At 68.6% G+C, this 24,207-nt stretch carries 25 protein-coding genes; 14 read left to right on the top strand and 11 right to left on the bottom strand.

Annotated features, from left to right (window positions below; genetic code table 11):
- The first annotated feature begins 24 nt into the window (after positions 1 to 24).
- Positions 25 to 1,278 carry a glycosyltransferase family 4 protein gene (locus ACZ6DT_RS30845; RefSeq protein ID WP_465601974.1) on the top strand — a complete coding sequence of 418 codons (1,254 nt, stop codon included), beginning with the start codon at positions 25 to 27 and terminating at the stop codon, positions 1,276 to 1,278.
- Between the two features lie 123 nt (positions 1,279 to 1,401).
- On the opposite strand, the gene ACZ6DT_RS30840 is transcribed toward ACZ6DT_RS30845, so the two are convergent.
- From ACZ6DT_RS30840 to aceA, 3 genes are all read right to left on the bottom strand, one after another.
- Complete coding sequence (locus ACZ6DT_RS30840) at positions 1,402 to 1,533, bottom strand: hypothetical protein (protein ID WP_465601972.1); 132 nt, start codon at positions 1,531 to 1,533, stop codon at positions 1,402 to 1,404.
- 578 nt (positions 1,534 to 2,111) lie between these two features.
- A complete protein-coding gene (aceB, locus tag ACZ6DT_RS30835) occupies positions 2,112 to 3,716 on the bottom strand; it encodes a malate synthase A (protein WP_465601970.1) in 1,605 nt (534 codons plus the stop codon).
- A gap of 102 nt (positions 3,717 to 3,818) precedes the next feature.
- Positions 3,819 to 5,105: an isocitrate lyase gene (gene aceA / locus ACZ6DT_RS30830; RefSeq protein ID WP_465601969.1), complete on the bottom strand. Its 1,287-nt coding sequence runs from the start codon at positions 5,103 to 5,105 to the stop codon at positions 3,819 to 3,821.
- 227 nt (positions 5,106 to 5,332) lie between these two features.
- Here aceA and ACZ6DT_RS30825 point away from each other — a divergent pair, with 227 nt between their 5' ends.
- Entirely contained in the window at positions 5,333 to 6,760 is a 1,428-nt protein-coding gene (locus tag ACZ6DT_RS30825; RefSeq protein ID WP_465601967.1) for a short-chain fatty acyl-CoA regulator family protein, read from the top strand.
- Between the two features lie 103 nt (positions 6,761 to 6,863).
- Here the strand turns inward: ACZ6DT_RS30825 and ilvA are convergent, their stop codons facing one another.
- Complete coding sequence (gene ilvA / locus ACZ6DT_RS30820) at positions 6,864 to 8,120, bottom strand: threonine ammonia-lyase IlvA (RefSeq protein WP_465601966.1); 1,257 nt, start codon at positions 8,118 to 8,120, stop codon at positions 6,864 to 6,866.
- A 92-nt stretch (positions 8,121 to 8,212) separates the two neighbouring features.
- Here ilvA and ACZ6DT_RS30815 point away from each other — a divergent pair, with 92 nt between their 5' ends.
- The gene (locus ACZ6DT_RS30815; protein ID WP_465602076.1) at positions 8,213 to 8,779 is read left to right on the top strand and encodes an NADAR family protein; all 567 of its coding nucleotides are present in this window, start codon (positions 8,213 to 8,215) and stop codon (positions 8,777 to 8,779) included.
- A gap of 55 nt (positions 8,780 to 8,834) precedes the next feature.
- Here the strand turns inward: ACZ6DT_RS30815 and ACZ6DT_RS30810 are convergent, their stop codons facing one another.
- A complete protein-coding gene (locus ACZ6DT_RS30810; RefSeq protein WP_378373345.1) occupies positions 8,835 to 9,593 on the bottom strand; it encodes an acyltransferase in 759 nt (252 codons plus the stop codon).
- 53 nt (positions 9,594 to 9,646) lie between these two features.
- Between ACZ6DT_RS30810 and ACZ6DT_RS30805 the strand changes: the two genes are divergently transcribed.
- Both ACZ6DT_RS30805 and ACZ6DT_RS30800 read left to right on the top strand, forming a co-directional pair.
- On the top strand, positions 9,647 to 10,606 hold the full coding sequence (locus ACZ6DT_RS30805; protein WP_465601964.1) for a nucleoside hydrolase: 960 nt from the start codon (positions 9,647 to 9,649) through the stop codon (positions 10,604 to 10,606).
- The gene (locus tag ACZ6DT_RS30800) at positions 10,606 to 11,733 is read left to right on the top strand and encodes a C40 family peptidase (RefSeq protein WP_465601963.1); all 1,128 of its coding nucleotides are present in this window, start codon (positions 10,606 to 10,608) and stop codon (positions 11,731 to 11,733) included. The genes ACZ6DT_RS30805 and ACZ6DT_RS30800 overlap by 1 nt, the downstream gene beginning before the upstream one ends.
- A 76-nt stretch (positions 11,734 to 11,809) precedes the next feature.
- Here the strand turns inward: ACZ6DT_RS30800 and ACZ6DT_RS30795 are convergent, their stop codons facing one another.
- A complete protein-coding gene (locus tag ACZ6DT_RS30795) occupies positions 11,810 to 12,718 on the bottom strand; it encodes an NAD(P)-dependent oxidoreductase (protein WP_465601961.1) in 909 nt (302 codons plus the stop codon).
- A gap of 64 nt (positions 12,719 to 12,782) precedes the next feature.
- Here ACZ6DT_RS30795 and ACZ6DT_RS30790 point away from each other — a divergent pair, with 64 nt between their 5' ends.
- Positions 12,783 to 13,193: a MerR family transcriptional regulator gene (locus ACZ6DT_RS30790; protein ID WP_465601959.1), complete on the top strand. Its 411-nt coding sequence runs from the start codon at positions 12,783 to 12,785 to the stop codon at positions 13,191 to 13,193.
- A 127-nt stretch (positions 13,194 to 13,320) separates the two neighbouring features.
- Here the strand turns inward: ACZ6DT_RS30790 and ACZ6DT_RS30785 are convergent, their stop codons facing one another.
- Complete coding sequence (locus ACZ6DT_RS30785; protein ID WP_465602075.1) at positions 13,321 to 14,244, bottom strand: TetR/AcrR family transcriptional regulator C-terminal domain-containing protein; 924 nt, start codon at positions 14,242 to 14,244, stop codon at positions 13,321 to 13,323.
- A gap of 103 nt (positions 14,245 to 14,347) precedes the next feature.
- Here ACZ6DT_RS30785 and ACZ6DT_RS30780 point away from each other — a divergent pair, with 103 nt between their 5' ends.
- Positions 14,348 to 15,568, top strand: a complete 1,221-nt coding sequence (locus tag ACZ6DT_RS30780; protein ID WP_465601957.1) for an FAD-dependent monooxygenase — start codon at positions 14,348 to 14,350, stop codon at positions 15,566 to 15,568.
- A 293-nt stretch (positions 15,569 to 15,861) separates the two neighbouring features.
- Here the strand turns inward: ACZ6DT_RS30780 and ACZ6DT_RS30775 are convergent, their stop codons facing one another.
- Positions 15,862 to 16,125 (bottom strand): hypothetical protein, encoded by a 264-nt coding sequence (locus ACZ6DT_RS30775; protein ID WP_465601955.1) that lies wholly within the window; start codon positions 16,123 to 16,125, stop codon positions 15,862 to 15,864.
- Positions 16,126 to 16,306: 181 nt separating this feature from the next.
- Between ACZ6DT_RS30775 and ACZ6DT_RS30770 the strand changes: the two genes are divergently transcribed.
- Positions 16,307 to 16,750 (top strand): MarR family winged helix-turn-helix transcriptional regulator, encoded by a 444-nt coding sequence (locus tag ACZ6DT_RS30770; protein WP_465601954.1) that lies wholly within the window; start codon positions 16,307 to 16,309, stop codon positions 16,748 to 16,750.
- A 1-nt stretch (position 16,751) separates the two neighbouring features.
- Here ACZ6DT_RS30770 and ACZ6DT_RS30765 read toward each other — a convergent pair whose 3' ends face one another.
- Positions 16,752 to 17,186, bottom strand: coding sequence for a hypothetical protein (locus ACZ6DT_RS30765; protein ID WP_465601952.1), 435 nt, complete (start codon positions 17,184 to 17,186; stop codon positions 16,752 to 16,754).
- 250 nt (positions 17,187 to 17,436) lie between these two features.
- Between ACZ6DT_RS30765 and lexA the strand changes: the two genes are divergently transcribed.
- From lexA to ACZ6DT_RS30735, 6 genes are all read left to right on the top strand, one after another.
- Positions 17,437 to 18,093 carry a transcriptional repressor LexA gene (gene lexA, locus ACZ6DT_RS30760; protein ID WP_465601951.1) on the top strand — a complete coding sequence of 219 codons (657 nt, stop codon included), beginning with the start codon at positions 17,437 to 17,439 and terminating at the stop codon, positions 18,091 to 18,093.
- A 38-nt stretch (positions 18,094 to 18,131) separates the two neighbouring features.
- On the top strand, positions 18,132 to 18,473 hold the full coding sequence (locus ACZ6DT_RS30755) for a VOC family protein (protein WP_465601949.1): 342 nt from the start codon (positions 18,132 to 18,134) through the stop codon (positions 18,471 to 18,473).
- A 142-nt stretch (positions 18,474 to 18,615) separates the two neighbouring features.
- A complete protein-coding gene (locus tag ACZ6DT_RS30750) occupies positions 18,616 to 19,224 on the top strand; it encodes a TetR/AcrR family transcriptional regulator (RefSeq protein ID WP_465601948.1) in 609 nt (202 codons plus the stop codon).
- 1 nt (position 19,225) lies between these two features.
- Positions 19,226 to 19,882, top strand: coding sequence for an enoyl-CoA hydratase-related protein (locus ACZ6DT_RS30745; RefSeq protein ID WP_465601946.1), 657 nt, complete (start codon positions 19,226 to 19,228; stop codon positions 19,880 to 19,882).
- An 18-nt stretch (positions 19,883 to 19,900) separates the two neighbouring features.
- A complete protein-coding gene (locus ACZ6DT_RS30740) occupies positions 19,901 to 20,878 on the top strand; it encodes a sigma-70 family RNA polymerase sigma factor (protein ID WP_465601944.1) in 978 nt (325 codons plus the stop codon).
- A complete protein-coding gene (locus ACZ6DT_RS30735) occupies positions 20,875 to 21,678 on the top strand; it encodes an alpha/beta hydrolase (protein WP_465601942.1) in 804 nt (267 codons plus the stop codon). The genes ACZ6DT_RS30740 and ACZ6DT_RS30735 overlap by 4 nt, the downstream gene beginning before the upstream one ends.
- Positions 21,679 to 21,683: 5 nt before the next feature.
- Here ACZ6DT_RS30735 and ACZ6DT_RS30730 read toward each other — a convergent pair whose 3' ends face one another.
- Both ACZ6DT_RS30730 and ACZ6DT_RS30725 read right to left on the bottom strand, forming a co-directional pair.
- Positions 21,684 to 22,670 carry an acyl-CoA desaturase gene (locus tag ACZ6DT_RS30730; protein ID WP_465601941.1) on the bottom strand — a complete coding sequence of 329 codons (987 nt, stop codon included), beginning with the start codon at positions 22,668 to 22,670 and terminating at the stop codon, positions 21,684 to 21,686.
- A gap of 459 nt (positions 22,671 to 23,129) precedes the next feature.
- On the bottom strand, positions 23,130 to 23,981 hold the full coding sequence (locus ACZ6DT_RS30725; protein WP_465601939.1) for a nitroreductase/quinone reductase family protein: 852 nt from the start codon (positions 23,979 to 23,981) through the stop codon (positions 23,130 to 23,132).
- Positions 23,982 to 24,207 lie beyond the last annotated feature (226 nt).

Raw genomic sequence — 24,207 nt, 5'->3', positions numbered from 1 at the left:
CCGACTCACGAGTAACCTCCACCCATGCGCGTGCTGATGTTGTCGTGGGAGTACCCACCCGTGGTCGTCGGCGGACTCGCACGGCACGTCCATGCCCTGGCCCGGCACCTCGTCCGGCAGGGGCACGACGTGGTCGTCCTGTGCCGTCACACGGCGGGTACCGACGCCGAGACCCATCCGAGGACCGATCGCGTGGTCGAAGGCGTCAGGGTCATCCGGGTCGCCGAGGACCCGATGCACCTGACCTTCGAACTGGACCTCGTCGCGTGGACGCTGGCGATGGGACACGCGATGGTCCGCGCCGCCACCGATCTGCTGCGCACCTGGCGGCCGGACGTCGTGCACGCGCACGACTGGCTGGTCACCCATCCCGCGATCGCGATCGCGGAGGCCGCGCGGGTGCCGCTGGTCGGGACGATCCACGCCACCGAGGCCGGGCGGCACTCCGGCTGGCTCTCGCATCCGCTGAGCCAGCAGATCCACTCGGTCGAATGGTGGCTCGCGAACCGATCGGACGCGTTGATCACCTGCTCGCAGGCCATGCGCCGTGAGGTGGCGCAGCTGTTCGAGGTCGACGGCGACGCGGTCACCGTGATCCACAACGGCATCGAGGAACGCACCTGGCAGGTGCCCGCGGAAGAGGTCGCGCACGCTCGCGAGGTCTACAGCCCCTCCGGCGCGCCGCTGCTGCTCTACTTCGGGCGGCTGGAATGGGAGAAGGGTGTGCAGGACCTGCTCGCCGCGCTCCCTCGGATCCGCCGGGCCAAACCAGGCACGCGACTGGTGGTCGCCGGCAAGGGACGGCACTTGGAGGAACTGGTCAACCAGGCGCGCAAACTGCGGGTGCGCCGCGCGGTGGACTTCGTCGGGCACCTGTCCGACCGCGAACTGCGTGCCGCGCTGGCCGCGGCCGACGCCGTCGTGCTGCCCAGCCGTTACGAACCGTTCGGGATCGTCGCGCTGGAAGCGGCCGCCGCGAAGGCGCCGCTCGTGGCGTCGACCGCCGGCGGGCTCGGCGAGGTCGTCGTCGACGGCGAGACCGGCCTGGCGTTCAGCCCCGGCGACGTCGACGCCCTCGGGAACGCCGTCGAAGCGGTGCTGGACGACGAGGTCGCCGCGGCGCGGCGGGCACTGACCGCGCAGTCGCGCCTGGCCGCGGACTTCGACTGGGGCCGCATCGCCGAGGCGACCGCCGCCGTCTACCGGCGGGCCCGCGTCGGGGAGCCCGTGGAACTGGGGCGCCCGAAGATCGCGACCGGTAACGCTTTCGAGCCCTGATCCGCCCGGCCCCCGGAGGTGGGGCGGAGGGCGGACCGGGATGTCGGGGAACCCGGGTCCGCCCTCCACGAGCGTCGCGGATCGCGAGGGGCGCGACCCCGGTGCTGCTCTAGGTGACGAAGATCAGAAGTGGCAGGGCCGGACGCAGTCCGGCTGCACCGAGACCCCGGCCGAAGCGGACACCGCCGGGGCGGCGAGGACGACGGCGAGGACGGCGAAGGCTGCGGCCAAGACGGTTCTCAACTGCTTCTTCATGGTGGCTCCTCGGGGAAACGGGCGGAATTCCCACCCGGCGCCGAGCATCCGCGCGCCCGGCCGCCGAAACAACGGGGGTTTCAGTAGGTACCCCTACCTATTCGCCGTCCGTGACCGATTCGCCCCATTCCGCTGGCCCACTCGCCCCTTACACCTTGCGCTGCCGCTTCCAAGTCCGTGAAGGCCTCCTTGAGGGACCCTGGGTCCCTCAAGGAGGCCTTCACGGACCGAGCAAACCAGCCAGACGATTCGACTCCAGGGGCGGGAGACGTCACGGTGGTCGTGAGTGGCGATTCGGGTTCTAGCCCGAATCGCCACTCACGACCACCCGGACCGACCACGGCACCTTCGCCTTACTCCTCAGCCGCCCCTGAAAGCCGCGGAGACCCCGCCCACCGCGGTGTGGGGGTGAGCGGGGTCTCCGCGACGGCGCGCGCCCGACAGACGCTACCGGAAGGCGCGCGCGAAGCGGGTCCGGTGGCGGGGAGCCTCCACCACCGGACCCGTTGGGCCACACCGTCCCAAACCGGTGTGGAACCCGGCCGCCCCGCGTCAGGTAGGGGTGGCCGGAGCCTGCGTCACCGCGCGGTCAGGTACCGCGCGTACGCGCCGGTGGTGAGGAAGCTCGGCAGCTTCTCGCCCAGCGCGGTCTCGGTGAAGATCTCGTAGGCGTCGCCGAGACGGTTGCCCTCGCCCAGTTCGGCACGCACCGACGCCAGCTCCTCGTCCAAATAGGACACGGCGAGTTCGCGGGTGAGCGCGGTGCCGTCCTCGAGCTTGGTGCCGTTGCGAATCCACTGCCACACCTGGCAACGGGCGATCTCGGCGGTGGCGGCGTCCTCCATCAGGTTGTGGATCGCCGCCGCGCCGGTGCCGCGCAGCCAGGCGTCGATGTAGCGCAGCGCGACGTTGATGTTCGCGCGGACACCCGCTTCGGTGACCTCGCCGCCGGCGCTGGCGACGTCGAGCAGGTCCTCGGCGGTGACGACGACGTCTTCACGGAGTTTGCCGAGCTGGTTGGGCCAGCCGCCGAGCACGCTGTCGAACACCTCGCGGCAGACCGGGACGAGGCCGGGGTGCGCGACCCACGAGCCGTCGAAGCCGTCGTTCGCCTCGCGTTCCTTGTCCTGGCGGACCTTCTCGAGCGCGGTCGCGTTGATCTCCGGGTCCTTGCTCGGGATGAACGCGGCCATGCCGCCGATGGCGTGCGCCCCGCGCCGGTGGCAGGTGCGCACCAGCAGTTCGGTGTAGGCCCGCATGAACGGGACGGTCATCGTCACCTGCGCGCGGTCCGGGAGCACGAAGTCCGCGCCGTGCGAGGAGAAGTTCTTGATGACGCTGAAGATGTAGTCCCAGCGGCCGGCGTTCAGCCCGGAGACGTGCTCGCGCAGTTCGTAGAGGATCTCCTCCATCTCGAACGCGGCGGTGATCGTCTCGATCAGCACGGTGGCCCGGACGGAGCCGCGCGGGATGCCGAGTTCCCGTTGCGCCAGCAGGAAGACGTCGTTCCACAGCCGTGCTTCGAGGTGGTTCTCGAGCTTCGGCAGGTAGAAGTACGGACCGCTGCCGCGGGCCAGCAGCTGACGCGCGTTGTGGAAGAAGTACAGGCCGAAGTCGACCAGGCTCGCCGAAACCGGACGGCCGTCGATGCGGATGTGCTTCTCCACCAGGTGCCAGCCGCGGGGGCGGGCGACGATGGTCGCGGGCTCTTCGCCGATCGTGTAGCGCTTGCCCGCCTCGGTGGTGAAGTCGATGTTGCGGCGGATCGCGTCGTACAGGTTGATCTGGCCGTCGATGACGTTGTGCCACGTCGGCGAGGTCGCGTCCTCGAAGTCGGCGAGCCAGACCTTCGCGCCGGAATTCAGCGCGTTGACCGTCATCTTGCGGTCGGTCGGGCCGGTGATCTCGACGCGGCGGTCCTCGAGACCGGGCGCGGCCGGGGCGACCGACCAGCTGCCGTCGTCCCGGACGGCGTGCGTCTCGGGCAGGAAGCCCAGCGGCTCCTCACCGGACTGGAGCTTCTCGCGGCGCAGACGGCGGGCGTCGAGCAGCTCGCGGCGGCGCCCGGCGAACGCGTTGTCCAGTTTGGCCACGAAGTCCAGTGCGGCCGGGGTGAGGATCTCGTCGAACCGGTCACCGGCGGGTCCGCAGACGTCGATCCGGTAGTTCAGCTTCTCGACCATGGTGTGCCTCCGCTGGGCTTCGCGAGGGATAGAGAGGGAAGGGCGGTGGCGGTCTCCCCCTGGGAGTCGAGAGACCGCCACCTGGCACCTACTAGCGGGGGATCAGAACTGCTCGGCTTCGGTGGAGCCGGCGAGCGCGGTGGTCGAGCTCTCCGGGTTCAGCGCGGTCGCGACGTTGTCGAACCAGCCGGTGCCGACCTCGCGCTGGTGCTTCGTGGCGGTGTAACCGCGGTCCTCCGAAGCGAACTCGCGCTCCTGCAGGTCGACGTAGGCAGTCATGCCCTCGCGGGCGTAACCGTGCGCCAGGTCGAACATCGAGTAGTTCAGGGCGTGGAAGCCCGCCAGGGTGATGAACTGGAACTTGTAACCCATGTGGCCGAGTTCACGCTGGAACTTCGCGATCGTCGCGTCGTCCAGGTGCTTCTTCCAGTTGAACGACGGCGAGCAGTTGTAGGCCAGCATCTGGTCCGGGTACTTCGCCTTGATCGCCTCGGCGAACTGGCGGGCGACCTCGAGGTCCGGCTTGGAGGTCTCCATCCACAGCAGGTCGGCGTACTCGGCGTAGGCCAGACCGCGGTCGATGCAGGGGTCGATGCCGTTGGTGACGTTGTAGAAGCCCTCGGCGGTGCGTTCGCCGGTGACGTACTTGCGGTCACGCTCGTCGACGTCGCTGGTGATCAGCGTGGCGGCCTGCGCGTCGGTGCGGGCGACGATCAGCGACGGCACGTTCAGCACGTCCGCGGCGAGGCGGGCGGCGTTCAGCGTGCGCTCGTGCTGCTTGGTCGGGATGAGCACCTTGCCACCGAGGTGACCGCACTTCTTCTCGGAAGCGAGCTGGTCCTCCCAGTGCACACCCGCGGCACCGGCGGCGATCATGCCCTTCATCAGCTCGAAGGCGTTGAGTGGGCCACCGAAGCCGGCCTCGGCGTCGGCGACGATCGGGGCGTACCAGTCGATGTCAGTATTGCCTTCGGCCCAGTTGATCTGGTCGGCGCGGCTCAGCGCGTTGTTGATGCGGCGGACGACGGCCGGCACCGAGTTGGCCGGGTAGAGGCTCTGGTCCGGGTAGGTCTGGCCGGAAAGGTTGGCGTCGGCGGCGACCTGCCAGCCCGACAGGTAGATGGCCTTGAGGCCGGCACGGACCTGCTGCACCGCCTGGTTACCGGTCAAGGCGCCCAGCGAGTGGACGTAGTCCTCGTTGTGCAGGAGGTCCCAAAGCTTCTCGGCGCCGCGGCGAGCGAGCGTGTGCTCCTCGACCACGCTGCCGCGCAGCTTGACCACGTCAGCCGCGGAGTACGACCGCTTCACGCCCGCCCAGCGGGGGTCGGTCTCCCACTGCTTGGCCAGTTCGGCGGCCGCCTGCTCCAGCTGCTGCGCGTGCTGAGTCATCGGATTCTCCCGGTGTTGCGAAGTTTGCGAGTGATCGCCTTTCCTGACCTGACCCTGACATGACAGGGGAAATCCGATCCAGGCCGCCAATTTGCCAATTTCTGTGAATCTTCCGTAGCATCTTGCAAAGGTTGCGAATCACAGGTTCGCAAGCTAAGGCAAATCCACGTGCTTGACCGTTCACTGAATCGTTCAGGTCAGGAAACCTTGCGGACAGAGAGGCCTCAGTGGACAAAACCTTCGCCGGAGCGAAGCTGCGGCATCTGCGCGAAAACCGGTCGATGAGCCAGGCGGACCTCGCTCGTGTGCTGGAGATCTCACCCAGTTACCTCAACCAGATCGAGCACAACTCGCGTCCGCTGACCGTCCCGGTGCTCCTTCGCATCACGCAAGCGTTCGGAGTGGACACAGAGTTCTTCGCGAACAACGACACCGCCCGGCTCGTCGCGGACGTGAAAGAAGCGCTGCTCGACGAGGTCCTCGGCGTGGGCGTCACGAACAGCGAGCTCAACGACCTCGCCACCAACCTGCCGACGATCGCCCAGGCCCTGGTCAAACTGCACCGCAGCTACCGCAACGCCGTGGAGAACACCGCCGCGCTGACCACGGAAAACGGCCTCGGCATGCACGGCAGCGCCGCCACCGCCTTACCGCACGAAGAGGTCCGCGACTTCTTCTACGAGCGGGAGAACTACGTCGCCGAGCTGGACGAACGCGCCGAACGGATGGCGCACGACATCCCCCTGCAGCGTGGCCAGGTGCTCGCGGCGCTGAAGGAGACCCTGATCCAGCGCTACGGCGTCGACGTCACCAGCGATGGCATCGACGAGATCAACGGCGAACAGCACCGGTACGAACCCGGGCCGCGTGTGCTGCGGCTGGCGCCGAGCCTGCGCGTCGGGCAGCAGGCGTTCCGGATGGCTTCCCAGATCGCGCTGCTGGAATACGACGACCTGATCACCGAACTCGCCGACTCGTGGGCGTTCTCCGGACCCGCCGCGCGTTCGCTGGCCAGGGTCGGGCTCGCGAACTACTTCGCGGGCGCGCTGATCCTCCCCTATGGACCGTTCCTGACATGCGCGGAACGGTTCCGCTACGACATCGAGCGGCTCTGCGACCACTTCGGCGTCGGGTTCGAGACGGTCTGCCATCGGCTCTCGACGTTGCAGCGTCCGAAGAACCGCGGCGTGCCGTTCTCGTTCGTCCGGGTCGACCGGGCGGGGAACATGTCGAAACGCCAGTCCGCGGCCGGTTTCCACTTCTCCCGCGTCGGCGGCGCGTGTCCACTGTGGAACATCTACGAAGCGTTCACCCAGCCCGGCAAGATCCTCACCCAGATCGCCACCCTGCCCGACGGCAAGAGCTACTTCTGGGTGGCGCGGACGGTGTCACGCAACATCGGCGGCTACGGCAGCCCCGGCAAAACGTTCACCGTCGGCCTCGGCTGCGAACTGCGGCACGCGAAGCGGCTCATCTATTCGACGGGGCTCGATCTCGACGACCGCGCCGCGGCCACCCCGATCGGTATGGGGTGCAAAGTCTGCGAACGCCCTGCCTGCTCGCAGCGCGCGTTCCCCACGATCGGCAAACAGCTGACCGTGGACGAGAACACCAGCACCTTCGTCCCGTACCCGGCGGTGCCCAAGGCGCCTTGAGCCGTCCCGATCTCCCTGGCAGGGCGACCGGCGACGGCCGCCTGGTGGATGCGGTCGTCGCACGCGCAAGTACCGCATTCAGAGGACGAAACGCGAGAGGCGATCAGACCAGGAAGTGGAAGAGCGGACTGCCCGGCGCCACCCGCTCCACCTGCAGCGGGCTCCCGTCCATCCGGTGCAGCAGGCCTTCCAGGTCGCCGGCGCGCGCGAGTTCGACGCCGATCAGCGCCGGACCGGTCTCGCGGCTGTTGCGCTTCACGTACTCGAACCGCGTGATGTCGTCGTCCGGCCCGAGGACCTCGTCGAGGAACCGCCGCAGCGCGCCGGGTTCCTGCGGGAACCCCACCAGGAAGTAATGCTTCAATCCTTCGTGGATCAGCGACCGTTCGAGCACTTCGCCGTAGCGGCTGACGTCGTTGTTGCCGCCGGAGACGACGCACACCACGATCTGTCCTGGGTCGATCTTCACCGTCGTGCCCAGCGCCGCGGTCGCGAGCGCGCCCGCGGGTTCGGCGATCACGCCGTCGGACTGGTACATCGCGAGCATTTCCGTGCAGATCGCGCCCTCGGCGACGTCGGTGAGTTCGACGCCGCCGTCGCGGACCAGCGGATACGTCACCGCTCCGGCCAGCGCGACCGCCGCGCCGTCGACGAAGGTGTCGACGGTTTCGAGCCGCACCGGCTCACCGGCGGCCAGCGCGGCCGCCATGCAGGCCGCGCCCGCCGGTTCGACGCCGACGATCCGCATCTCCGGCGCCCGTTCCGCGGCCCACGCGGCGATTCCGGCGAGCAGGCCGCCACCCCCGACCGGAACCATCATGACGTCCGGGATGAACCCGAGTTGCGCGACCACCTCCATCGCGACCGTGCCCTGCCCGGCGACCGTCTCCGGCGCGTCGAACGCGGGGACCAGCGTCGCGCCGGTGGTCCCCGCGTCGTGCTTCGCGGCGCTGAAGGCGTCTTCGTAGGTCTCGCCGACGACGATGACCTCGATATGCGAGCCGCCCAGCGTCGCGATCCGTTCGCGCTTCTGCCGGGGAGTCGTGCCGGGAACGTAGACCCGGCCGTTCGCGCCGAGGCGACGGCACGCGTACGCGACGCCCTGCGCGTGGTTGCCCGCGCTCGCGCAGACGACGCCGCGTTCCCGGTGCTCCGCGTCGAGCTGGACGATGAAGTTGTAGGCGCCGCGGATCTTGTACGAGCGCACGGTCTGGAGGTCTTCGCGCTTGAGCCAGACCCGGGCGTCCACCCGGGCCGAAAGCCGTTCGTTCGGTTCGAGCGGCGTGCGGGTCACCACCCCGGCCAATCGCTTGGCGGCCTCTTCGACCGTTCGGGCGCTCACCGTTTCGATCCGTTGCACGAATGCTGAATGTACTGACCGCCTCCGGTCACGACGGAGAGTGGTCCGATCCAGTTCACGGGTTGTCGGTGGTCTGTGGTCCACTGGTCGCCATGGTGAGCAAGGTCGACGGAGTCCGGAGTCTCGATGCGTTGCGCGAGCTGGTCCACAGCGGCGCGGAGCCCGAGTACCAGCTCTTCTACGGCCACACCCCGCTCAAGAGCGGCCGGGTCAACGCGGCCTGCCTGAGCCAGTGGTGGCACGCGCCGTTCGTCGCGGGCGGCGAGCGGTACCCGACGGCCGAGCACTACATGATGGCGAGCAAGGCGGAACTGTTCGGCGACCACGAGGCCGCGGTGGCCATCCGTCAGGCGGCGGACCCGAAGACCGCCAAGATCCTCGGCCGCGAGGTCTCCGGTTTCGACGCCGAATTGTGGGAGCGGCACCGCTTCGACATCGTCATCGACGGCAACCTGGAGAAGTTCCGCCAGCACGCCGAGGAGCGCGAGTTCCTGCTGGCCACGGGCGACAGGGTGATCGTCGAGGCGTCGAGGATGGATCTGGTCTGGGGCAGCGGCGTCGCCCGGGACGACAAGAACGCCACGCGCCCCGACTACTGGCGCGGGCAGAACCTTCTGGGCTTCGCGCTCATGGAGGTCCGGGAGCAACTGCGCGGCTGACTCCGTTCGATGGGTGTTCCAACGGACGACACGAGACGAAGACCGCACTCACGTGTCAGGAGTCGACGCCCAGGGTCTTCTGGAGCGCCTTGTTCGCCTTACGCGCCATGTCCGCGACAGCCTCGCGGCGGGCGGCGTCGGCCGCGTAGTCGTCCTGCCGGTTCCGCACCACGCGCGCCGGCGAGCCGACGGCGATCGAGTAGTCCGGGATCTCGCCCCGCACCACGGCGTGCGCGCCGAGGACACAGCCGCGCCCGACCCGCGTGCCCTTGAGCACGGAGACCTTGGTGCCGATCCAGGTGTCCGGCCCGATCCGCACCGGCGACTTCACGATGCCCTGATCCTTGATCGGGACGGTGATGTCGGTCGTGACGTGGTCGAAGTCGCAGATGTACACCCAGTCCGCGACGAGGGTGGCCGCGCCGAGTTCGATGTCGAGGTAGCCGTTGAGGACGTTCTGCCGTCCGAACACCGCCTTGTCGCCGATGCGCAGCGAACCCTCGTGGCAGCGGATCGCGTTGCCGTCGCCGATGTGCACCCAGCGGCCGATCTCCAGCCGCCCGTAACCGGGACGGCAGTGGATCTCGACGTCCTTGCCCAGGAACACCATTCCCCGCAGGATGATGTGCGGGTTCGCGACGCGGAACTTCAGCAGCCGCCAGTAACGGACCAGGTACCAAGGTGTGTACGCGCGGTTTCGCAGCACCCAGCGCAGCGAATCCTTGGTCAGGAACTTCGCCTGACGCGGATCACGACGGGCCTGGCCCCAAGCGCGCAGCCGCGACAGCGCGGGCGCACCCCACATGGACGTCATACCGGTGACCGTAACCTGTGATCAGGCCGTCGACCGCAAAGGGGAGCACGCGCATGGGTACCAAGCTGATCATCGACACCGATCCGGGGGTCGACGACGCCTTCGCGCTGGCACTGGCCGCGCGATCCGAGGACGTCGAACTCCTGGGCGTGACCACGGTGTTCGGCAACGTGCCGCTGAGCCACACCACCGCGAACGCGCGCCGCCTGCTGCAACTCTTCGGCCGAGACGACGTCCCTGTCGCGGCCGGCGCCGCGCGGCCGCTGGTGTACGACAACGCCAAGCCCGCCGGGTTCGTCCACGGTCAGGACGGCCTTTCCGGCCACGCCGGGACGTTGCCGGAGGCGAAGCGCCCGCTCGACGAGCGCGGCGCCGTCCGCCTGCTGGTGGATCTGCTGGAAGCCGCCGACGAGCCGGTGACCATCGCCCCGATCGGCCCGCTCACGAACATCGCGCTGCTGCTGGCGGCCCATCCGGACATCCGCGAGAAGATCGGCCGGATCGTCGTCATGGGCGGCGGGGTGACCAAGGGGAACTCGACCACCGCGGCCGAGTTCAACATCTGGAGCGACCCCGAAGCCGCGCGCCGGGTGCTGGTCGACGAGGACATCCCGACGGTGCTGGTCCCGCTGGACATCACGCACCAGTGCTCGGTCGACACGACGTGGCTCGGCAAGCTCGCCGCGTCCGGCCCGCTCGGCGCGGCGCTCGAAGCGCTGACACCCACCTACGTCGAGCACTACACACCGATCCTCGGTCTCCCCGGGATGGTCATGCACGACGCGGTCGCGGTGGCCGAGGCGATCCGGCCGGGCATCCTCGACATCGAGTCCTACCCCGTGGACGTCGAGTGCGGCTTCGGTCCCGCGCGCGGCGCGACACTCGTAGACCGGCGAAGGCTGCGACGCACCGATCCGCAGGCCGTGCCGGGCCGCACCATCGACGTCGCGCTGACCACCGATGTCGACGCCTTCCGCGAGTTCGTTCTTGGCCGCATCGCCGGGGGGCTCTGATGGAGCAGCAGACCTCCCGCCGTCGCAGACTTCCGGTGATCGTCGCCGCCGTCGTCGTCGCCGGCGCCGCCTTGGTCGCCGCCATCACCTTCGCGCCGAAGGACGAGCCGAAGCCGGAAGCCGCCGCCGTCCAGTCCTCGGCCCCGCCCGCGCCGCCCTCGTCGTCGTCCGCCCCCGCGGAGATGCCGAAGGAGCAGCCGAAGGTGCCGCAGCAGATGGGGCAGGAGTTCGACGCCTGGGTCTCGAAGACCAGCGGGTGGCTCGACATCCCGCTGCGAGCGATGACCGGCTACGCGAAGACCACCGTGGCGCTGAGCAAGGAAACGCCGGGCTGCCGTCTTTCCTGGGTGACGCTGGCCGCGCTCGGGAAGATCGCCTCCGACCACGGCCGCGCCACCGGTTCGGGTCTGAACGCCGACGGCGTGATGACCGTGCCGCTCGGCGCCGTCGAGGTCCGCGACTTCTACAACAAGGTCGTCTCGTCCGCGAACGCCGGCGGCCCGCTGCAGCTGACCCCGTCGGTGTGGAACCAGTTCCAGGCCTCGGCGAGCGGCGGGAAGCCGAACCCGCAGAACATCGACGACGCCACGCTCACCGCCGGACGCGCCCTGTGCGCGGGCGGGCGTGACCTCGGCCAGGGCCAGACGTGGTGGAACGCGGTGAGCACGTTGCAGCCCGCGCCATTGTTGATGCACCGCACGCTCGCGACCGTGAACGTCTACGGCACGGTCGGCCAGAGCCCGCAGCCACCGAACGCGGCGGCGCTGAGCGCGGTCAACTTCGCCATCGACAAGATCGGGCTGCCCTACGTCTGGGGCGGTAACGGCACCGGCGGCGGCGACCCCGGATTCGACTGCTCCGGCCTGACGACGGCCGCGTACGCCAGCGCCGGCGTCAAGCTCATGCGCACCGCCCACACGCAGTACCACAGCGTCAACAAGGTGACCGATCCCCAACTGGGCGACCTGATCTTCTACGGCGAGCCGAACACGAAGATCCACCACGTCGGGCTGTACATCGGGAATCAGCAGATGATCGACGCCCCGCAGACCGGGCAGGCGGTGCAGGTGCACACCTACCGGAAACAGGGTGACGACTACGCCGGGGCGGGCCGCCCGACGGCCTGACCCCGGGTGTGGTTCGCCCGTCCAGACTCGGACTGGAACGACCTCGCCGCCCCCGCTTGCCGTCTGTTCAAGAGGGTCACGAGGCCGGCGTCGCCTTCTTGAAGATCTCGAACACGGCCAGGTAGTTCTTTCCGCTGTAGCCCTCGGTGATCGCCCGTTCGGCGATCTCCTTCATCAGTCGCGGTTGGTCGGAGTGAACGCCCTGTTCCACGCTTGTGCGGGTGATGTGATCGAGCGCGTTCAAATTCATCTCCATGGTGCCGAGGTCACCGGGGTAGTTGCCGTTGTCCAGGTCGGGCGCCTGCTCGGCCAGGATCGAGTCCACCACCGAGGGCATGAACCAGCCCAGCGCGAGTTCGGCGAACTCGACCGCCGAGACGTTCGCCGAGCCGACCAGGGCGGTCGCGTGCAGGAAGCCGTTCATGGTCGCGTACATCATCTCGAGCAGTGCCGTGTTGTACAGCACCGCCAGGCTGGGGTCGGAGCCGAGGTACCGCGGGTCACCCATACTCGCCAGCACCACCCCGGCCTTGTCGAAGACGTCCCGCGAACCGCTGTACAGGAAAACGGACTCGGGGTGTCCGACAAGCGGCGGCGGCACCATGATCGCACCGTCGAGGTACTCCGCCCCACGCTCGGCCGCCCAGTCGCGTGCCCTGCGTGCCTCCGTCGGCGTACCGGAGTTGAGATTCACCAGGACGCGGCCTTTCACCGCGTCACCGGCGGAATCGAAGGCCCGGTACACGGTCTCGTAGTCCTTGAGACAGGTGATCGTGACGGGGCTCGCGGACACCGCCTCGAAGACGGTTGCCGCGAGGTGGGCGCCGTTGGTGACGAGACCTTCGGCTTTCTCCGGGGTGCGGTTCCACACGGTCAGGGGGTGACCCTGCTTCTGGAGCGCCTCGGCGAGGGCCATGCCCATGGGGCCAAGGCCAACGACGGTGACGGGGTTGCTGTACGGGCCTGTTGATCGCTGTGTCGTCATGAGCGAGACGTTAGAGTCTCACATCGGTGAGAGAGTCAACTCGAATCGGTGTGGTGATCGGCACGTGCGTATCGGAACTTTGTCCCAGCGGACCGGGGTCAGCGTCCGGCTGCTGCGCTACTACGAGGAGCAGGGCCTGTTGACGCCATGCCGTCGGCCCAGCGGGTATCGCGAGTACGCCGAAGAGGATGCGCGCACCGTTCAGAACATCCGCACTCTGCTGGCCGCGGGCCTCAATACCCGCGCGATCGCAGAGTTGCTGCCCTGTATGGTCGGCGAAGGCCAGGGACTGGCGCCGGGTTGCCCTGAATTGCTTCCCGACCTGTACCGGGAACGCGAACGGATCGACCGCGCCGTAGCCGATCTCATGGCCGCGCGCGCCGTGTTGGACACCGTCATCACGGCCAGCCCGTCGCACGAGGACGCCGAGCCGGATAGCTGCCTTGCGATGACGACCGGTGCCGCGCCGTCGTGACGGACATGTGAGCCGTGTGGGTAGCGGCTGAACTCGGCGCCGATGTCCGTTCGTGGGAACCAAGGCAAATGCGCGGATACTCCGGAAAGCGCGCAACGGAACCCACAGAAAGAGTCAGTCCGAATGTTCATCTCGGAGCGGAACGACACCGCGCGAGCCGCCGCTCGACGCCGTCGAGCAACAGCCGCAGGCCGTATTCGAACATGGTGTCCATGTCCTGCTCGAATTCCTGTGTCACCACATATTCCATGGTCGGGTACCGGCCGGTGGCGACGACTTCCCGGAACTCGGCCAGCTGGGTGTTCATCCATTCGTCGCTGGTCATGCCGGTGTCCTGCCGGGCCCGCGCCTCCGACTGGAGGGACAGGGCCAGGCCGCGGATGTGGCTGAAAAGGTTCAGGTGGACGTACATCATGTCGTCCATGCCCAGCCCCAGACCGCGCAACGCGGTCAGCACCCATTCCGCGTAGAGCAACAGGTTCGGGGTAATGGCCCGAGGCCTGGTCGTGGACAGCACCTCGGCCACCCAGGGATGACGGCGGCAGATCGTCCACAGCAGACGGGAAGTGAACTCCAGGCATTCGCGCCAGTGCGCCGGAGGCCGGGCATGCACTGTCTTCTCGGCGGCCACCAGGTCCACCATGTACAGCATCAGATCGTCCTTGCCGGACACGTGACGGTACAGCGACATGGTCGCCGCGCCGAGATCGGTGGCCACCCGGCGCATCGACACCGCGGACATGCCCTCCGCGTCGGCGATCGCTATCGCCGTGCGCACGATCCGGTCACGGTCCAGCTCCAGACGGCGGGAAGCCGCCGGGGTGAACGCGCGATCCCGTGATCGCACGACCGTTCCCGAGCCCGGTTTGGTGTCCACCAGGCCTTCGTCGCGCAGGACAGCGATCACCTTGCTCGCGGTGGCCATCGCGACTCCCCACTCCCGGGTGATCTGCCGGGTCGGCGGGATCCGGTCGCCCGGGCGCAGCCGTCCGCTCGTGATGCTGTCGCGGATCTCCGCGGCGATCCTCCGGTACGGCGCCTCGCTTTCCATCAAGCTCCCATCGTACTAGTGCGATTAAGCGCATAAGTTAGCTTTGAACTGCATCGCACTAGAGCAAATATACACCGTACCCAGAGGGTTGTACGGTGCCCGCATGCGCACTGTTCTGGTCTCCGGCGCGAGCATCGCCGGACTTTCCCTGGCGTACTGGCTACGCCGCTACGGCTTCCAACCCACCTTGGTCGAACGCTCCCCCGCCCTGCGATCCGGCGGGCAGGCGATCGACATCCGCGGCACGGCCCGCGACGCGGTGGCGCGGATGGGCATCACGGACGCCGTCAAGGCCCACCACACCGGCACGCACGGAATCGCCTGGCTCGACGAGCAAGGGGAACGCGTGGCGGCGATGGGAGGTGACGACTTCGGTGATTCGGGCGGGATCGTCGCCGAGATCGAAATCCTGCGCGGCGACCTCGTGCGGATCCTGCACGAGGCGGCGGGCACGGACCTGGAAATCCTGTACGACACCGTGATCACCGAGATCGATGAGAGTGCCGAAGGCGTCAAGGTCACCTTCGACAACGCACCGCCGCGCTCCTTCGACCTCGTGGTCGGCGCGGACGGGCTGCGTTCCGGCGTGCGAGCGCTGACCTTCGGGCAGGACAAGGAATTCGTGCGGGACCTCGGCTACTACACCTCGTACTTTCCCGCCCGCACCGCACTCGACCTGGACGGCTGGGAGGTGATGTACAACCTGCCCGCGGGCAACGGCGTCGACGGCCGGGTCGCGGTGCTGTACCCACTGGGGGCGACCGGGGAGGTCCGGGCACTGCTCGGGTTCGTTTCGCCGGAACTGGCCTTCGACCGGCAGGACTCGCAGGCCCAGAAGAAGTTGCTTGCCGACGTGTTCGCCGGAGCGGGATGGGAGATCCCCGCGCTGCTCGATCAGCTGCGGCAGACCGATGACCTGTACTTCGCGCGGGTCGGGGAGGTCCGCGTCGACCACTGGTACCGCGGCCGCACCGTGTTGCTCGGCGACTCCGCCTTCGGCGGCTCGCTCGGGATGGGCACGAGCATGGCGCTGGTCGGCGCGTACGTGCTCGCGGGCGAACTCGCCACGGCCAAGGGCGACCACCGTGTCGCCTTTCCCCGATATGACAGCGAAATGCGCGAGTACGTGACAATGAACATGAAGCGGCCGCCCGGCGGCGCCGGCGGCTACGCCCCGCGCACCCGCCGCGGGATCCGGATGCGGAACCGGTTCATGCGGATGCTTCCGCACCTGCCCGGCGGCGGCAAGATGCTGGGCGGGATGCAGAAAGCGGCCAACTCGATCACCCTGAAGCCGTACGCGGGGCCGCGTTCGCACGAGTGACGGGCCGCGTCACGACCTCGCGCAAGGCGCGCACGTACGCCCGGTCCAGCTCGACGCGTGCGCGAACCTGGCCGGCTCCGCCGACCGACCCGTGGCAGCCGCAGCGCGGCCAAGTAGTCCTCGATCGGGTCTGCGGAGGCCAAATCGAGCATCGGGACCAGGACGCCGGAGAGCATGTCGCCGACGACGAGCACCCCGGCGTGCTTCGATGACCAGCGGGGCACACCCCGGTGCGTGATCTGCTTCAGCACGTGCCCGATCCTGGCCCGAGACGATGCTGTGGTCAAAGACCCTCAGGCCTTCCGCTCCTCGATCCCGAACAGGTCGAGCAGCCGTTCGGGGATGTCCTCCCCGAAGACGCTTTCGAGCAGGAAGTCCTCCTGGATGGGCGTTTCACCGCGGACGAACATGGCCTGTTCGTCCGCGGCGAGCGCGGCCTCGACGTCGTCCGGACGCGCGGCGAGGGCCTTGCCGAGTTCGGCACCGTCGAGCATCGCCGAATCGGCGCCCTCGCCGTTCGCCAGCGCGAGGTGCGCGGCGTCGCCGAGCAGGGTCACGCCCGGAACGCGTGCCCACCGCAGCCCGGACGGCAAGGCGTAGGCAGGACGGTGGATCGGCGCGACGTCGCTTTCGGTGATCAGCGCGGTGAGCTCCGGCGACCAGTCGGCGAACTCCGCCGCGATCCGCGCCTTGACCGCTTCGGCGTCGCTGAAGTCGAACTCGTGTCATGATGCTGACATGAGTCGAGGCGAGACGGTCGGACCGCTGGACCTGGCGGTGGGGTACCTGCTGAAGCGAGCGGCGACGGCGCTCCGGATGGCGATGGAAACCGCCTTGCGACCGCTCGACCTCACCGTGCCGCAGTACTCCTGCCTCGAAGTGCTCTCGCAGCGCCCGGGGCTGTCCAACGCGGAACTGGCCAGGGCCGTGTTCGTCACCCGGCAGTCGATGAACCTGGTGCTGCGCGGCCTGCAGGACCGCGGCCTGGTCACCCGCCCGACGACGGCGCCGCAGGGCCGCGCCCTGCCCAGCACCCTCACCCCCGCCGGACAGGCCCGGCTCCGCGCCGCCAGCGGTCTCGTGCGCGGGGTCCAGGATCGGATGCTCGAACCGTTTTCGGCGGCCGAGCAGGAGCGGCTGCTGCGTGATCTCGCCGTCTGCGCCGAGGCGCTCTCCGAGTGACTCAGGACCTCGTGTTCACCAGTGTTTCCGGTTTGAACGCGAACACGTCGACGCCTTGGACGAGCACATGCCATTCACCGCAGACCTTGTCCGTCTTGCCTTCCTGCCCCTGCGGCCACCAGTGCGCGGCGAGCGTGGCCGCCTGGGTCGCGGCCGGCCCCGGCACGCAGACGGCGGGCAGCGCCCCGCCGGTGAACCGCAGGAGCCGCTCCGAACCCGTCGTCCGGATGACCTCCGTGACCGCCGCCGCCCCGTCCGGCACCCACTCCGGCAGACGGGCGACCGTGTCACGCTTGCCTTCCGCGCCGGTCGCGTAGGCGACCGTTTTGACGTGTCCGTTGGCCTTTTCGGTCAAGCCTTCCTTGAGGCCGCATCCGGTGAGGGCGACCGTGGCCGTCGCGGCGGCGAGAACCGCCGCGGTGATCTTCGTGGTCATATGATCGAGTCAACCTGGCGGAACCGCTCACGGGATCGGACTTTCGGCCCGGCCGGGCCGCCATCCGGCCGATCTCGACTACGGATACCCGCCAGCGGCCGGACACTCCGCACACCACAGTGGTCGTCGTGACATCGACAGTGACATCGACAGCGGTTCACCGTCGACGACGGGCGCATCACCGAGGTGCGGCCGTTCTACTGGGACACCGCGGCGATCGCGGCGGCCTGCACGAACTACCATTCCGCTGATGACCGCCTACCACGATCTTGAGCTGTTCGAGGAAGCCGCTTCCCTGCCGGAGCGCCAGCAGAAGATCCTGCTGACCATCCGCGAATGGGTGGTGGAGCACGGGTACTCGCCGAGCACGCGCGAGATCGGTGAAGCGGTCGGGCTGCGCTCGACGTCCTCGGTGTCGAAGCATCTGGCAGCCTTGGAGGAGAAGGGTTTCCTCCACCGCGGCAGCTCGATCTCCCGCCCCATGGACGTCCGCGCGTTCCTCCACGGCACCACCTCACGTGAATCCACAGAGGACTCCGTGCCGGTCCCCGTCGTCGGTGACATCGCCGCGGGAACGCCGATCTCGGCCGTCGAGCACGTCGACGACGTGATGACCCTTCCGCGTGAACTCACCGGCCGGGGCAACGTCTTCGGCTTGCGGGTGCGCGGCGACTCGATGATCGACGCGGCGATCTGCGACGGCGACATCGTCGTGGTGAAGCAGCAGCAGGAGGCACACTCCGGCCAGATCGTCGCCGCGATGATCGACGAGGAGGCCACGGTCAAGGTGTACCGCCGCCGCGACGGACACGTGTACCTCGAACCGCGCAACCCCGCCTACGACGTCATCGACGGGGACCGTGCCTCCGTGCTGGGCGTCGTGGTTTCCGTGCTGCGCAGCGTCTGAGGCGGTTCCTGTCGGTGGTCCGGAGTAGGTTCCGGTGCATGTACGAAATCGACTTCATCGAATTCCCGTCCGGCTCGGCTGCGGACTCGAGCCGGTTCTTCGAAAAGGCCTTCGGGTGGGCGGCGACGTCGTACGGCCCGACGTATTCCGACGTCCAGGGCGGCGGCGTGGTCTCGTTCGGCTTCCAGCAGGACACCGCGCAGCAGACGGCCGCGCCGCTGGTGACGATCCGCACCGAAGACCTCGATCGGGCAAGGGGTTCCGTCGAGGCCGCGGGCGGAGTCGTCACGGCCGAGCCGTTCTCGTTCCCCGGCGGGCGCCGGTTCCACTTCCGCGAGCCCGGCGGCGCCGAACTCGCGGTGTGGTCCCCGGACTCCTGACCTCAGACGGCGAATTCCAGCACCAAGGAGGGGGCGACAGGCACCAGGTACCTCAGCGGGAACGCGACGTGCGACGCCTGGCATGTTTTAGAGCGTCTGCTCTCTTATTGTTTTAGAGCACGTGCTCTGTTATTGTCGCCCCATGCCCCGCCCCCGTGTGCACGACTTGGAACGGCTGCTCGACGCGGCCGAACGCCTCGTCGTCGAGACGGGTGCCCATGGCGTCACCGTCCGGTCCCTGGCGGCCGCCGCGGGAGTGTCCAACGGGACGATCTACCACGCCTTCGGCTCGCTCGGCGCCTTGCTGGCCCACGTCTGGCTCCGCGCGGCGGGTGAGTTCCTCGACCTCCAGACCACTCTCGCGGACGATGCGGAAGACCCCGTCGCGGCGGTCGTGGCCGCGGCGGGCACCCCGGCCGCGTTCGCCGACCGGCGGCCGGAGGCGGCCCGTCTGCTCATCACCGTCAAGAAGGAACAGGTCCTCGGCCCGCAGGTCCCCGAAAACCTCGCCGCCGACTTCCTGGCCCTCGAAAAACGCCTGATCGCATTCCTGGTCGGGCTCGCCGCCCGGCTCTGGGACCGGCGGGACGCGCAGGCCGTCGAGGTGCTGACGACCTGCGTGGTCGATCTGCCGACGGCCCTGTTCCGCCGCGCGTTCATCGCGGGCGAGCCGATCTCCGAAGACTCCCGGGCCCGGCTCGCCGCCGCGGTCCGCGCCATACTCCTGCTCCCACCCCCACGGAAGGACTGACATGCCCACTCTGCGCCAAGACGCCCCGGTGTTCCTGCTGGACCTCGGAGACGACGAGAACCGTTTCTCGCCGTCCTGGCTGGAAACCGTCCATTCCCAGCTGGACACCGTCGTCGCCTATCCGGATCCGGCGGTGCTGGTCACCGTGGGCTCCGGGAAGTTCTACTCGAACGGCCTCGACCTCGAATGGCTCACCGGCAACCCCACGCAGGCGGCGCAGTACGTCGCCGACGTCCACGAACTGCTGGCCCGTGTGCTCACCCTCGGCGTGCACACGGTCGCCGCGATCAACGGACACGCCTTCGGCGCCGGGGCCATGCTCGCGATGGCGCACGACTTCCGGGTGATGCGCGCCGACCGCGGGTACTTCTGCTTTCCCGAAGCGGACATCAACATCCCGTTCACGCCGGGGATGGCGGCGTTGATCCAGGGCAAGATCACCCCGGCCGCCGCGATCGCGTCGATGACCACGGGACGGCGGTTCGGCGGCACGGACGCGCGCGACCTGGGTCTCGTGGACGCCGTCGCCGAGAAACCCGCGCTGCTGGAGTACGCGACGGACCTCGTCCGCCCGCTGGCCGGGAAGGACCGCGGCACGCTGTCCGCGATCAAGACGACGATGTTCACCCCGGCCGTCACCGCGCTTCGCGCCAAGTAAAGGGCACAATCGTCGACTGTGAGCGAAGACGTTCTACCCACCGACGAGGCGGAGTTCAACCGCGTGGTGGAGCCGCTGCGCCGCGAGTTGCACGCCCACTGCTACCGCATGCTCGGCTCGGCCCACGACGCCGACGACGCGCTGCAGGACGCGCTTCTGCGAGCTTGGCGTGGGTTGGCACGTTTCGAGGGGCGTAGCTCGCTGCGGACCTGGCTCTACACCGTCGCCACCCGCACCTGCCTCGACGTCGCGGCCGCGCGCGGTAAGCGGGCCCTGCCGATGGACCTCGGCCCGTCGAGCGAGCGAGTGGTGTTCGAAGACGCCCCGGTGACCGAAGTGGCGTGGCTCGGCCCGTACCCCGGCGGGAGCCGTCCGGACGACCGGTACGAGCAGCGCGAGGCCGTCGAGCTGGCGTTCGTCGCCGCGCTGCAGCACCTGCCGGGCAACCAGCGGGCCGCCCTGCTGCTCTTCGACGTCCTCGGTTTCTCCGCCGCCGAAATCGCGTCCACAATGGACACTTCGGTGGCGGCGGTGAACAGCGCGCTGCAACGCGCGCGGACGATCGTGGCCGAGAAGGTCCCGCCGTCCGGCCGACAGCGAACGCTGCGGAAGCTCGACGATCGACGGGTCCGCGAGATCGCCGCGGGCTTCGCCTCCGCGCTGGAACGCGGCGACGCCGACGCGCTCGTGGCCTTGCTGACCGAGGACGTCACCTGGTCCATGCCGCCGTTCGCGCACTGGTACAGCGGCATCGAGGCCGTGTCCCGCTTCGCCGTCGAGGTCCCGATCGGGCGGTGCCCGAGCTGGCGCACCGAGGTCGTCACCGCCAACGGACAGCCCGCCGTCGCCTGTTACCTCGGGGAAGCGGCCGACGCCGTCCACCGAGCGTGGTCGATCAACGTGCTGTCCCTCCGCGGCGATCGGATCCGCGAGATCACCTCGTTCCTCGACGCGGACCTGTTCGCGAAATTCCACCTCCCCGCGACGAAGCCTTGAGTACCGCACGGGGAAAGGCGTTGATCGCGCTGACGGTGGCCGTCATCATCGTCGGTGTGGTCTTCGGTGGCGCGTTCGCCTTCCAGCGCAAGCTGATCTACCTGCCCGAGGCAGGTCCGCCGCCCGGCGCCGCCGTCGTCCTGCCCGGCGGCAGGGACGTCACGCTCACCACCTCGGACGGACTGAGCCTCGCGAGCTGGTACTTCCCGGTCGCCGGCGCGAAGGCGGCCGTGCTGGTCGCGCCGGGCAACGCCGGGAACCGGGCGTACCGCGCGCCGATGGCCCGCGCGCTGACCGCACGCGGGCTCTCGGTGCTGCTATTGGAGTATCGCGGGTACGGGGGCAACCCCGGCGAGCCGTCCGAGGACGGGCTCAAGCTGGACGTCCGCGCCGCACAGGACTTCCTGACCCGCGAGGCCGGAGTGCCGCTGGTCTACTTCGGCGAGAGCCTGGGCTCCGCGGTCGTCACCGAACTGGCCGTCGAACGCCCGCCGTCCGCGCTCGTGTTGCGCTCGCCGTTCGTCGACCTCGCGTCGATCGGACAGCTGCACTATCCGTTCCTGCCGGTCCGGTGGCTGCTGCGGGACGAGTTCCCGACGCGGGACAACATCGCGCGAGTGAAAGCACCGGTGACCGTCGTGTACGGCGCCGCGGACTCGATCGTCCCGGCTCAGCAGAGCCGTGACGTGGCACGGGCCGCGGGTGCCAGGACGGTCGAAGTCCCCGGCGCCGATCACAACGACCCGGCGTTGTCCGACGGACCGGAACTGATCGACGCCATCGCGGACGCGATCCGCTGACGGGCTCAGGCCCGCTTCGCGGTCCGGCGCAGTGACAGGGAGTGGCCGGGGTTGAGTTTACGGCCGAGTCGATCGGCCTTCGGCCAGCGGACGTCCGTCGCCCAGCCCGCCTTCTCGAAGAGCCAGATCAACCGCGCCGAGATGTCGAGCTGGCCGCGGCGGACGCCGTGCCGGGCGCCGGTGGGGTCGGCGTGGTGGGAGTTGTGCCAGGACTCGCCCATCGAAGCGATGGCGAGCGGCCAGAAGTTCGCGGATTTGTCGCGGGCGGCGAACGGGCGGTCACCGATCATGTGACACAGCGAGTTCACCGACCAGGTGACGTGGTGCAGCAGCGCCACGCGGACCAGGCTCGCCCAGAAGAACGCGGTGACCGCGCCCCACCACGACATCGTGATCAGGCCGCCGAGGACGGCGGGCGCGAGCAGCGTCACGACGGTGAGCAGCGGGAACAGGCGATCGATCCGGGCGATGTCACGGTCGGCGAGCAGATCCGGGGCGAACCGCTGCGCGTTGGTCTTCTCGCGGTCGAACAGCCAGCCCATGTGGGCGTGCCAGAAGCCGCGGGCCAGCGCCGCCGGGGTGGTGCCGAACCGCCACGGGGAGTGCGGGTCGCCCTCACGGTCGGAGAAGGCGTGATGGCGCCGGTGATCGGCCACCCAGCCGATGACCGGACCCTGCATGGCCATGCTGCCGGCGACCGCCAGTGCGATCCGCAGGCCGCGGTTGGCCTTGAAGGCGCCGTGGGTGAAGTAGCGGTGGAAACCGACGGTCACGCCCAGGCCGGTGAGGAAGTAGAACCCGACGGCCAGGCCGACGTCCACCCAGCCGAGGCCCCAGCCCCAAGCGAAGGGGACGGAAGCGGCCAGTGCCAGCAGGGGCACCACCGCGAACAGCTTGACGAGAAAGTTTTCGGTGTCGGTCTGCTCCCCGGACAACAGGGGCTGTGGCGCCTGCCGCTCTGCGCTGTCCGGGTGGTTTAGGACTGAAGTCATATCGTCGCTTCTTGTCGATTGCCAGGACTGGTACCGGCGGTGTCAGCCGATGTCACGGCGCGACGCACTGAAGGGCGACGCCCGCGACGAATTCTGCGCGAGCGTGCTTGGACAACACGACACCCAAAACGTTGGTCTACCCCGTCAACGAACGGCGTCGGCCGAAGGTTCCGGTGTGGGGTAAGAAGGTTCGCGAAAAAGATCCATGTATCGCTCCCCTTGAGGGGTCGCGGGCTCGTGCCGCTCGACCTGGGTGTCGAGCGGGTGGCTGAACATCGCACTGTCGGTGCTGTGAGTTTTGACTGTGAAACCTTTCGAAGGGACCGCTGGTTCGCGGTCTTCGGCGAGGCCGGGGGCGAATTCCACCCGCCTCGTGCCGGATCGGCGTCGCGCCGTGCAGGCGCCGCCGTCTACGATGATACACGCCCCGGGGCCGGAACCCCAGGGCATCCGCATCGATCAGCCTGGCGCCGTCACGTTGAGTGCCGTCACGACCGTTCGCTCCTCGTGAGCGAAATGCGCTTCGAGCCTCCCCGCGAGCTCGTCGAAGTCGTCACGCAAGCGAACGGGGTCACTCTCCCCGTGGACATAGCCCTCCACGAGCTCACGGATCCGCTTCTGCAACGTCGCGACGACGACATGATCTTCCCCGAGCTTCGTCAACGTCGGCGCGAGCGCGGGAAACCTCTGGGCGAGCATGGGAAACGCACCCACGTCTTCGCCGGTATGATGTTTGGTCAGCGCCTCGCAGAACGAAACACAATGCGCTCGCAAGGATTCCTCCATGGTGAGCGAATCCGCGCGGCCCGCCACGAGGTCGTCCACCCCGGCGCGCAGCGTCTGGAGCTCCTCCCGCAGCCAGTCGTGGACCTCCACCAGAAAGTCCCCCATCCCCCGCACCCGGTCGTCGATCCGGTGCAAGATCACGACAGGCAGCTCGCGCGACGTTTTCGCTTGATACTCGGCAAATCCAGGCTCCTCGGCGACAACTCGCGCGAACAGCGCGGCACGTTCCACCGCCGGCGGAACGGCCGCGATCGCCTCGTAGGTCTCCGCGCCCGTCTCGACGGTGACCCGATGGTCGCGCCGGATGTCGTGGTACCACGCAGGATGCGCCGGAGATCCCATATTGGAAGCGACAACGACGGTCTTGCCGTCGATTTCGAGGTACCCCAACGGATTCGTCCGCCGCCTACCGCTCCTGGCGCCGATGGTGGTGAGCAGAATCAACCGCCACCCCTCGAATATGCCGCCGAGCTTTCCCTTGTTACGCCTGAATTCCTCGATCACCTGGTCGTTGAAGCCGGTCAATGCGGTCCTTTCCCGTCGATGTGTCGACAGGAGGGCGCGGAACCAGCACCGGAAGAGAGCACACAAGCCTTGGCACGCCCGGGTTTCGAGCGCACCGCATGGAGGCGTCATCCCACGACGCGGGGATGACTGAAAGCGAGAGACGGTGTGTGCCGATCTCTGGTGGCTGAGTAGCCGCTACCTCCATGCGTAGGCCCATACGGGGCTCGGGGACGACGCTAGCACA

The organism is Amycolatopsis sp. NPDC041971, from assembly GCF_055588925.1.
Note: the sequence above shows the minus strand (reverse complement) of the source record. Positions and strands in the feature narration are given on the sequence as shown.

Bases quoted from the DNA above. Each gene is read 5' to 3' on its own strand.
- ACZ6DT_RS30845 (WP_465601974.1), top strand. From the start codon at position 25: ATGCGCGTGCTGATGTTGTCGTGGGAGTACCCACCCGTGGTCGTCGGC.
- ACZ6DT_RS30840 (WP_465601972.1), bottom strand. From the start codon at position 1,533: ATGAAGAAGCAGTTGAGAACCGTCTTGGCCGCAGCCTTCGCCGTCCTC.
- aceB (WP_465601970.1), bottom strand. From the start codon at position 3,716: ATGGTCGAGAAGCTGAACTACCGGATCGACGTCTGCGGACCCGCCGGT.
- aceA (WP_465601969.1), bottom strand. From the start codon at position 5,105: ATGACTCAGCACGCGCAGCAGCTGGAGCAGGCGGCCGCCGAACTGGCC.
- ACZ6DT_RS30815 (WP_465602076.1), top strand. From the start codon at position 8,213: ATGGTGAGCAAGGTCGACGGAGTCCGGAGTCTCGATGCGTTGCGCGAG.
- ACZ6DT_RS30810 (WP_378373345.1), bottom strand. From the start codon at position 9,593: ATGACGTCCATGTGGGGTGCGCCCGCGCTGTCGCGGCTGCGCGCTTGG.
- ACZ6DT_RS30805 (WP_465601964.1), top strand. From the start codon at position 9,647: ATGGGTACCAAGCTGATCATCGACACCGATCCGGGGGTCGACGACGCC.
- ACZ6DT_RS30800 (WP_465601963.1), top strand. From the start codon at position 10,606: ATGGAGCAGCAGACCTCCCGCCGTCGCAGACTTCCGGTGATCGTCGCC.
- ACZ6DT_RS30795 (WP_465601961.1), bottom strand. From the start codon at position 12,718: ATGACGACACAGCGATCAACAGGCCCGTACAGCAACCCCGTCACCGTC.
- ACZ6DT_RS30785 (WP_465602075.1), bottom strand. From the start codon at position 14,244: ATGGAAAGCGAGGCGCCGTACCGGAGGATCGCCGCGGAGATCCGCGAC.
- ACZ6DT_RS30780 (WP_465601957.1), top strand. From the start codon at position 14,348: ATGCGCACTGTTCTGGTCTCCGGCGCGAGCATCGCCGGACTTTCCCTG.
- ACZ6DT_RS30770 (WP_465601954.1), top strand. From the start codon at position 16,307: ATGAGTCGAGGCGAGACGGTCGGACCGCTGGACCTGGCGGTGGGGTAC.
- ACZ6DT_RS30765 (WP_465601952.1), bottom strand. From the start codon at position 17,186: ATGACCACGAAGATCACCGCGGCGGTTCTCGCCGCCGCGACGGCCACG.
- lexA (WP_465601951.1), top strand. From the start codon at position 17,437: ATGACCGCCTACCACGATCTTGAGCTGTTCGAGGAAGCCGCTTCCCTG.
- ACZ6DT_RS30755 (WP_465601949.1), top strand. From the start codon at position 18,132: ATGTACGAAATCGACTTCATCGAATTCCCGTCCGGCTCGGCTGCGGAC.
- ACZ6DT_RS30750 (WP_465601948.1), top strand. From the start codon at position 18,616: ATGCCCCGCCCCCGTGTGCACGACTTGGAACGGCTGCTCGACGCGGCC.
- ACZ6DT_RS30745 (WP_465601946.1), top strand. From the start codon at position 19,226: ATGCCCACTCTGCGCCAAGACGCCCCGGTGTTCCTGCTGGACCTCGGA.
- ACZ6DT_RS30730 (WP_465601941.1), bottom strand. From the start codon at position 22,670: ATGACTTCAGTCCTAAACCACCCGGACAGCGCAGAGCGGCAGGCGCCA.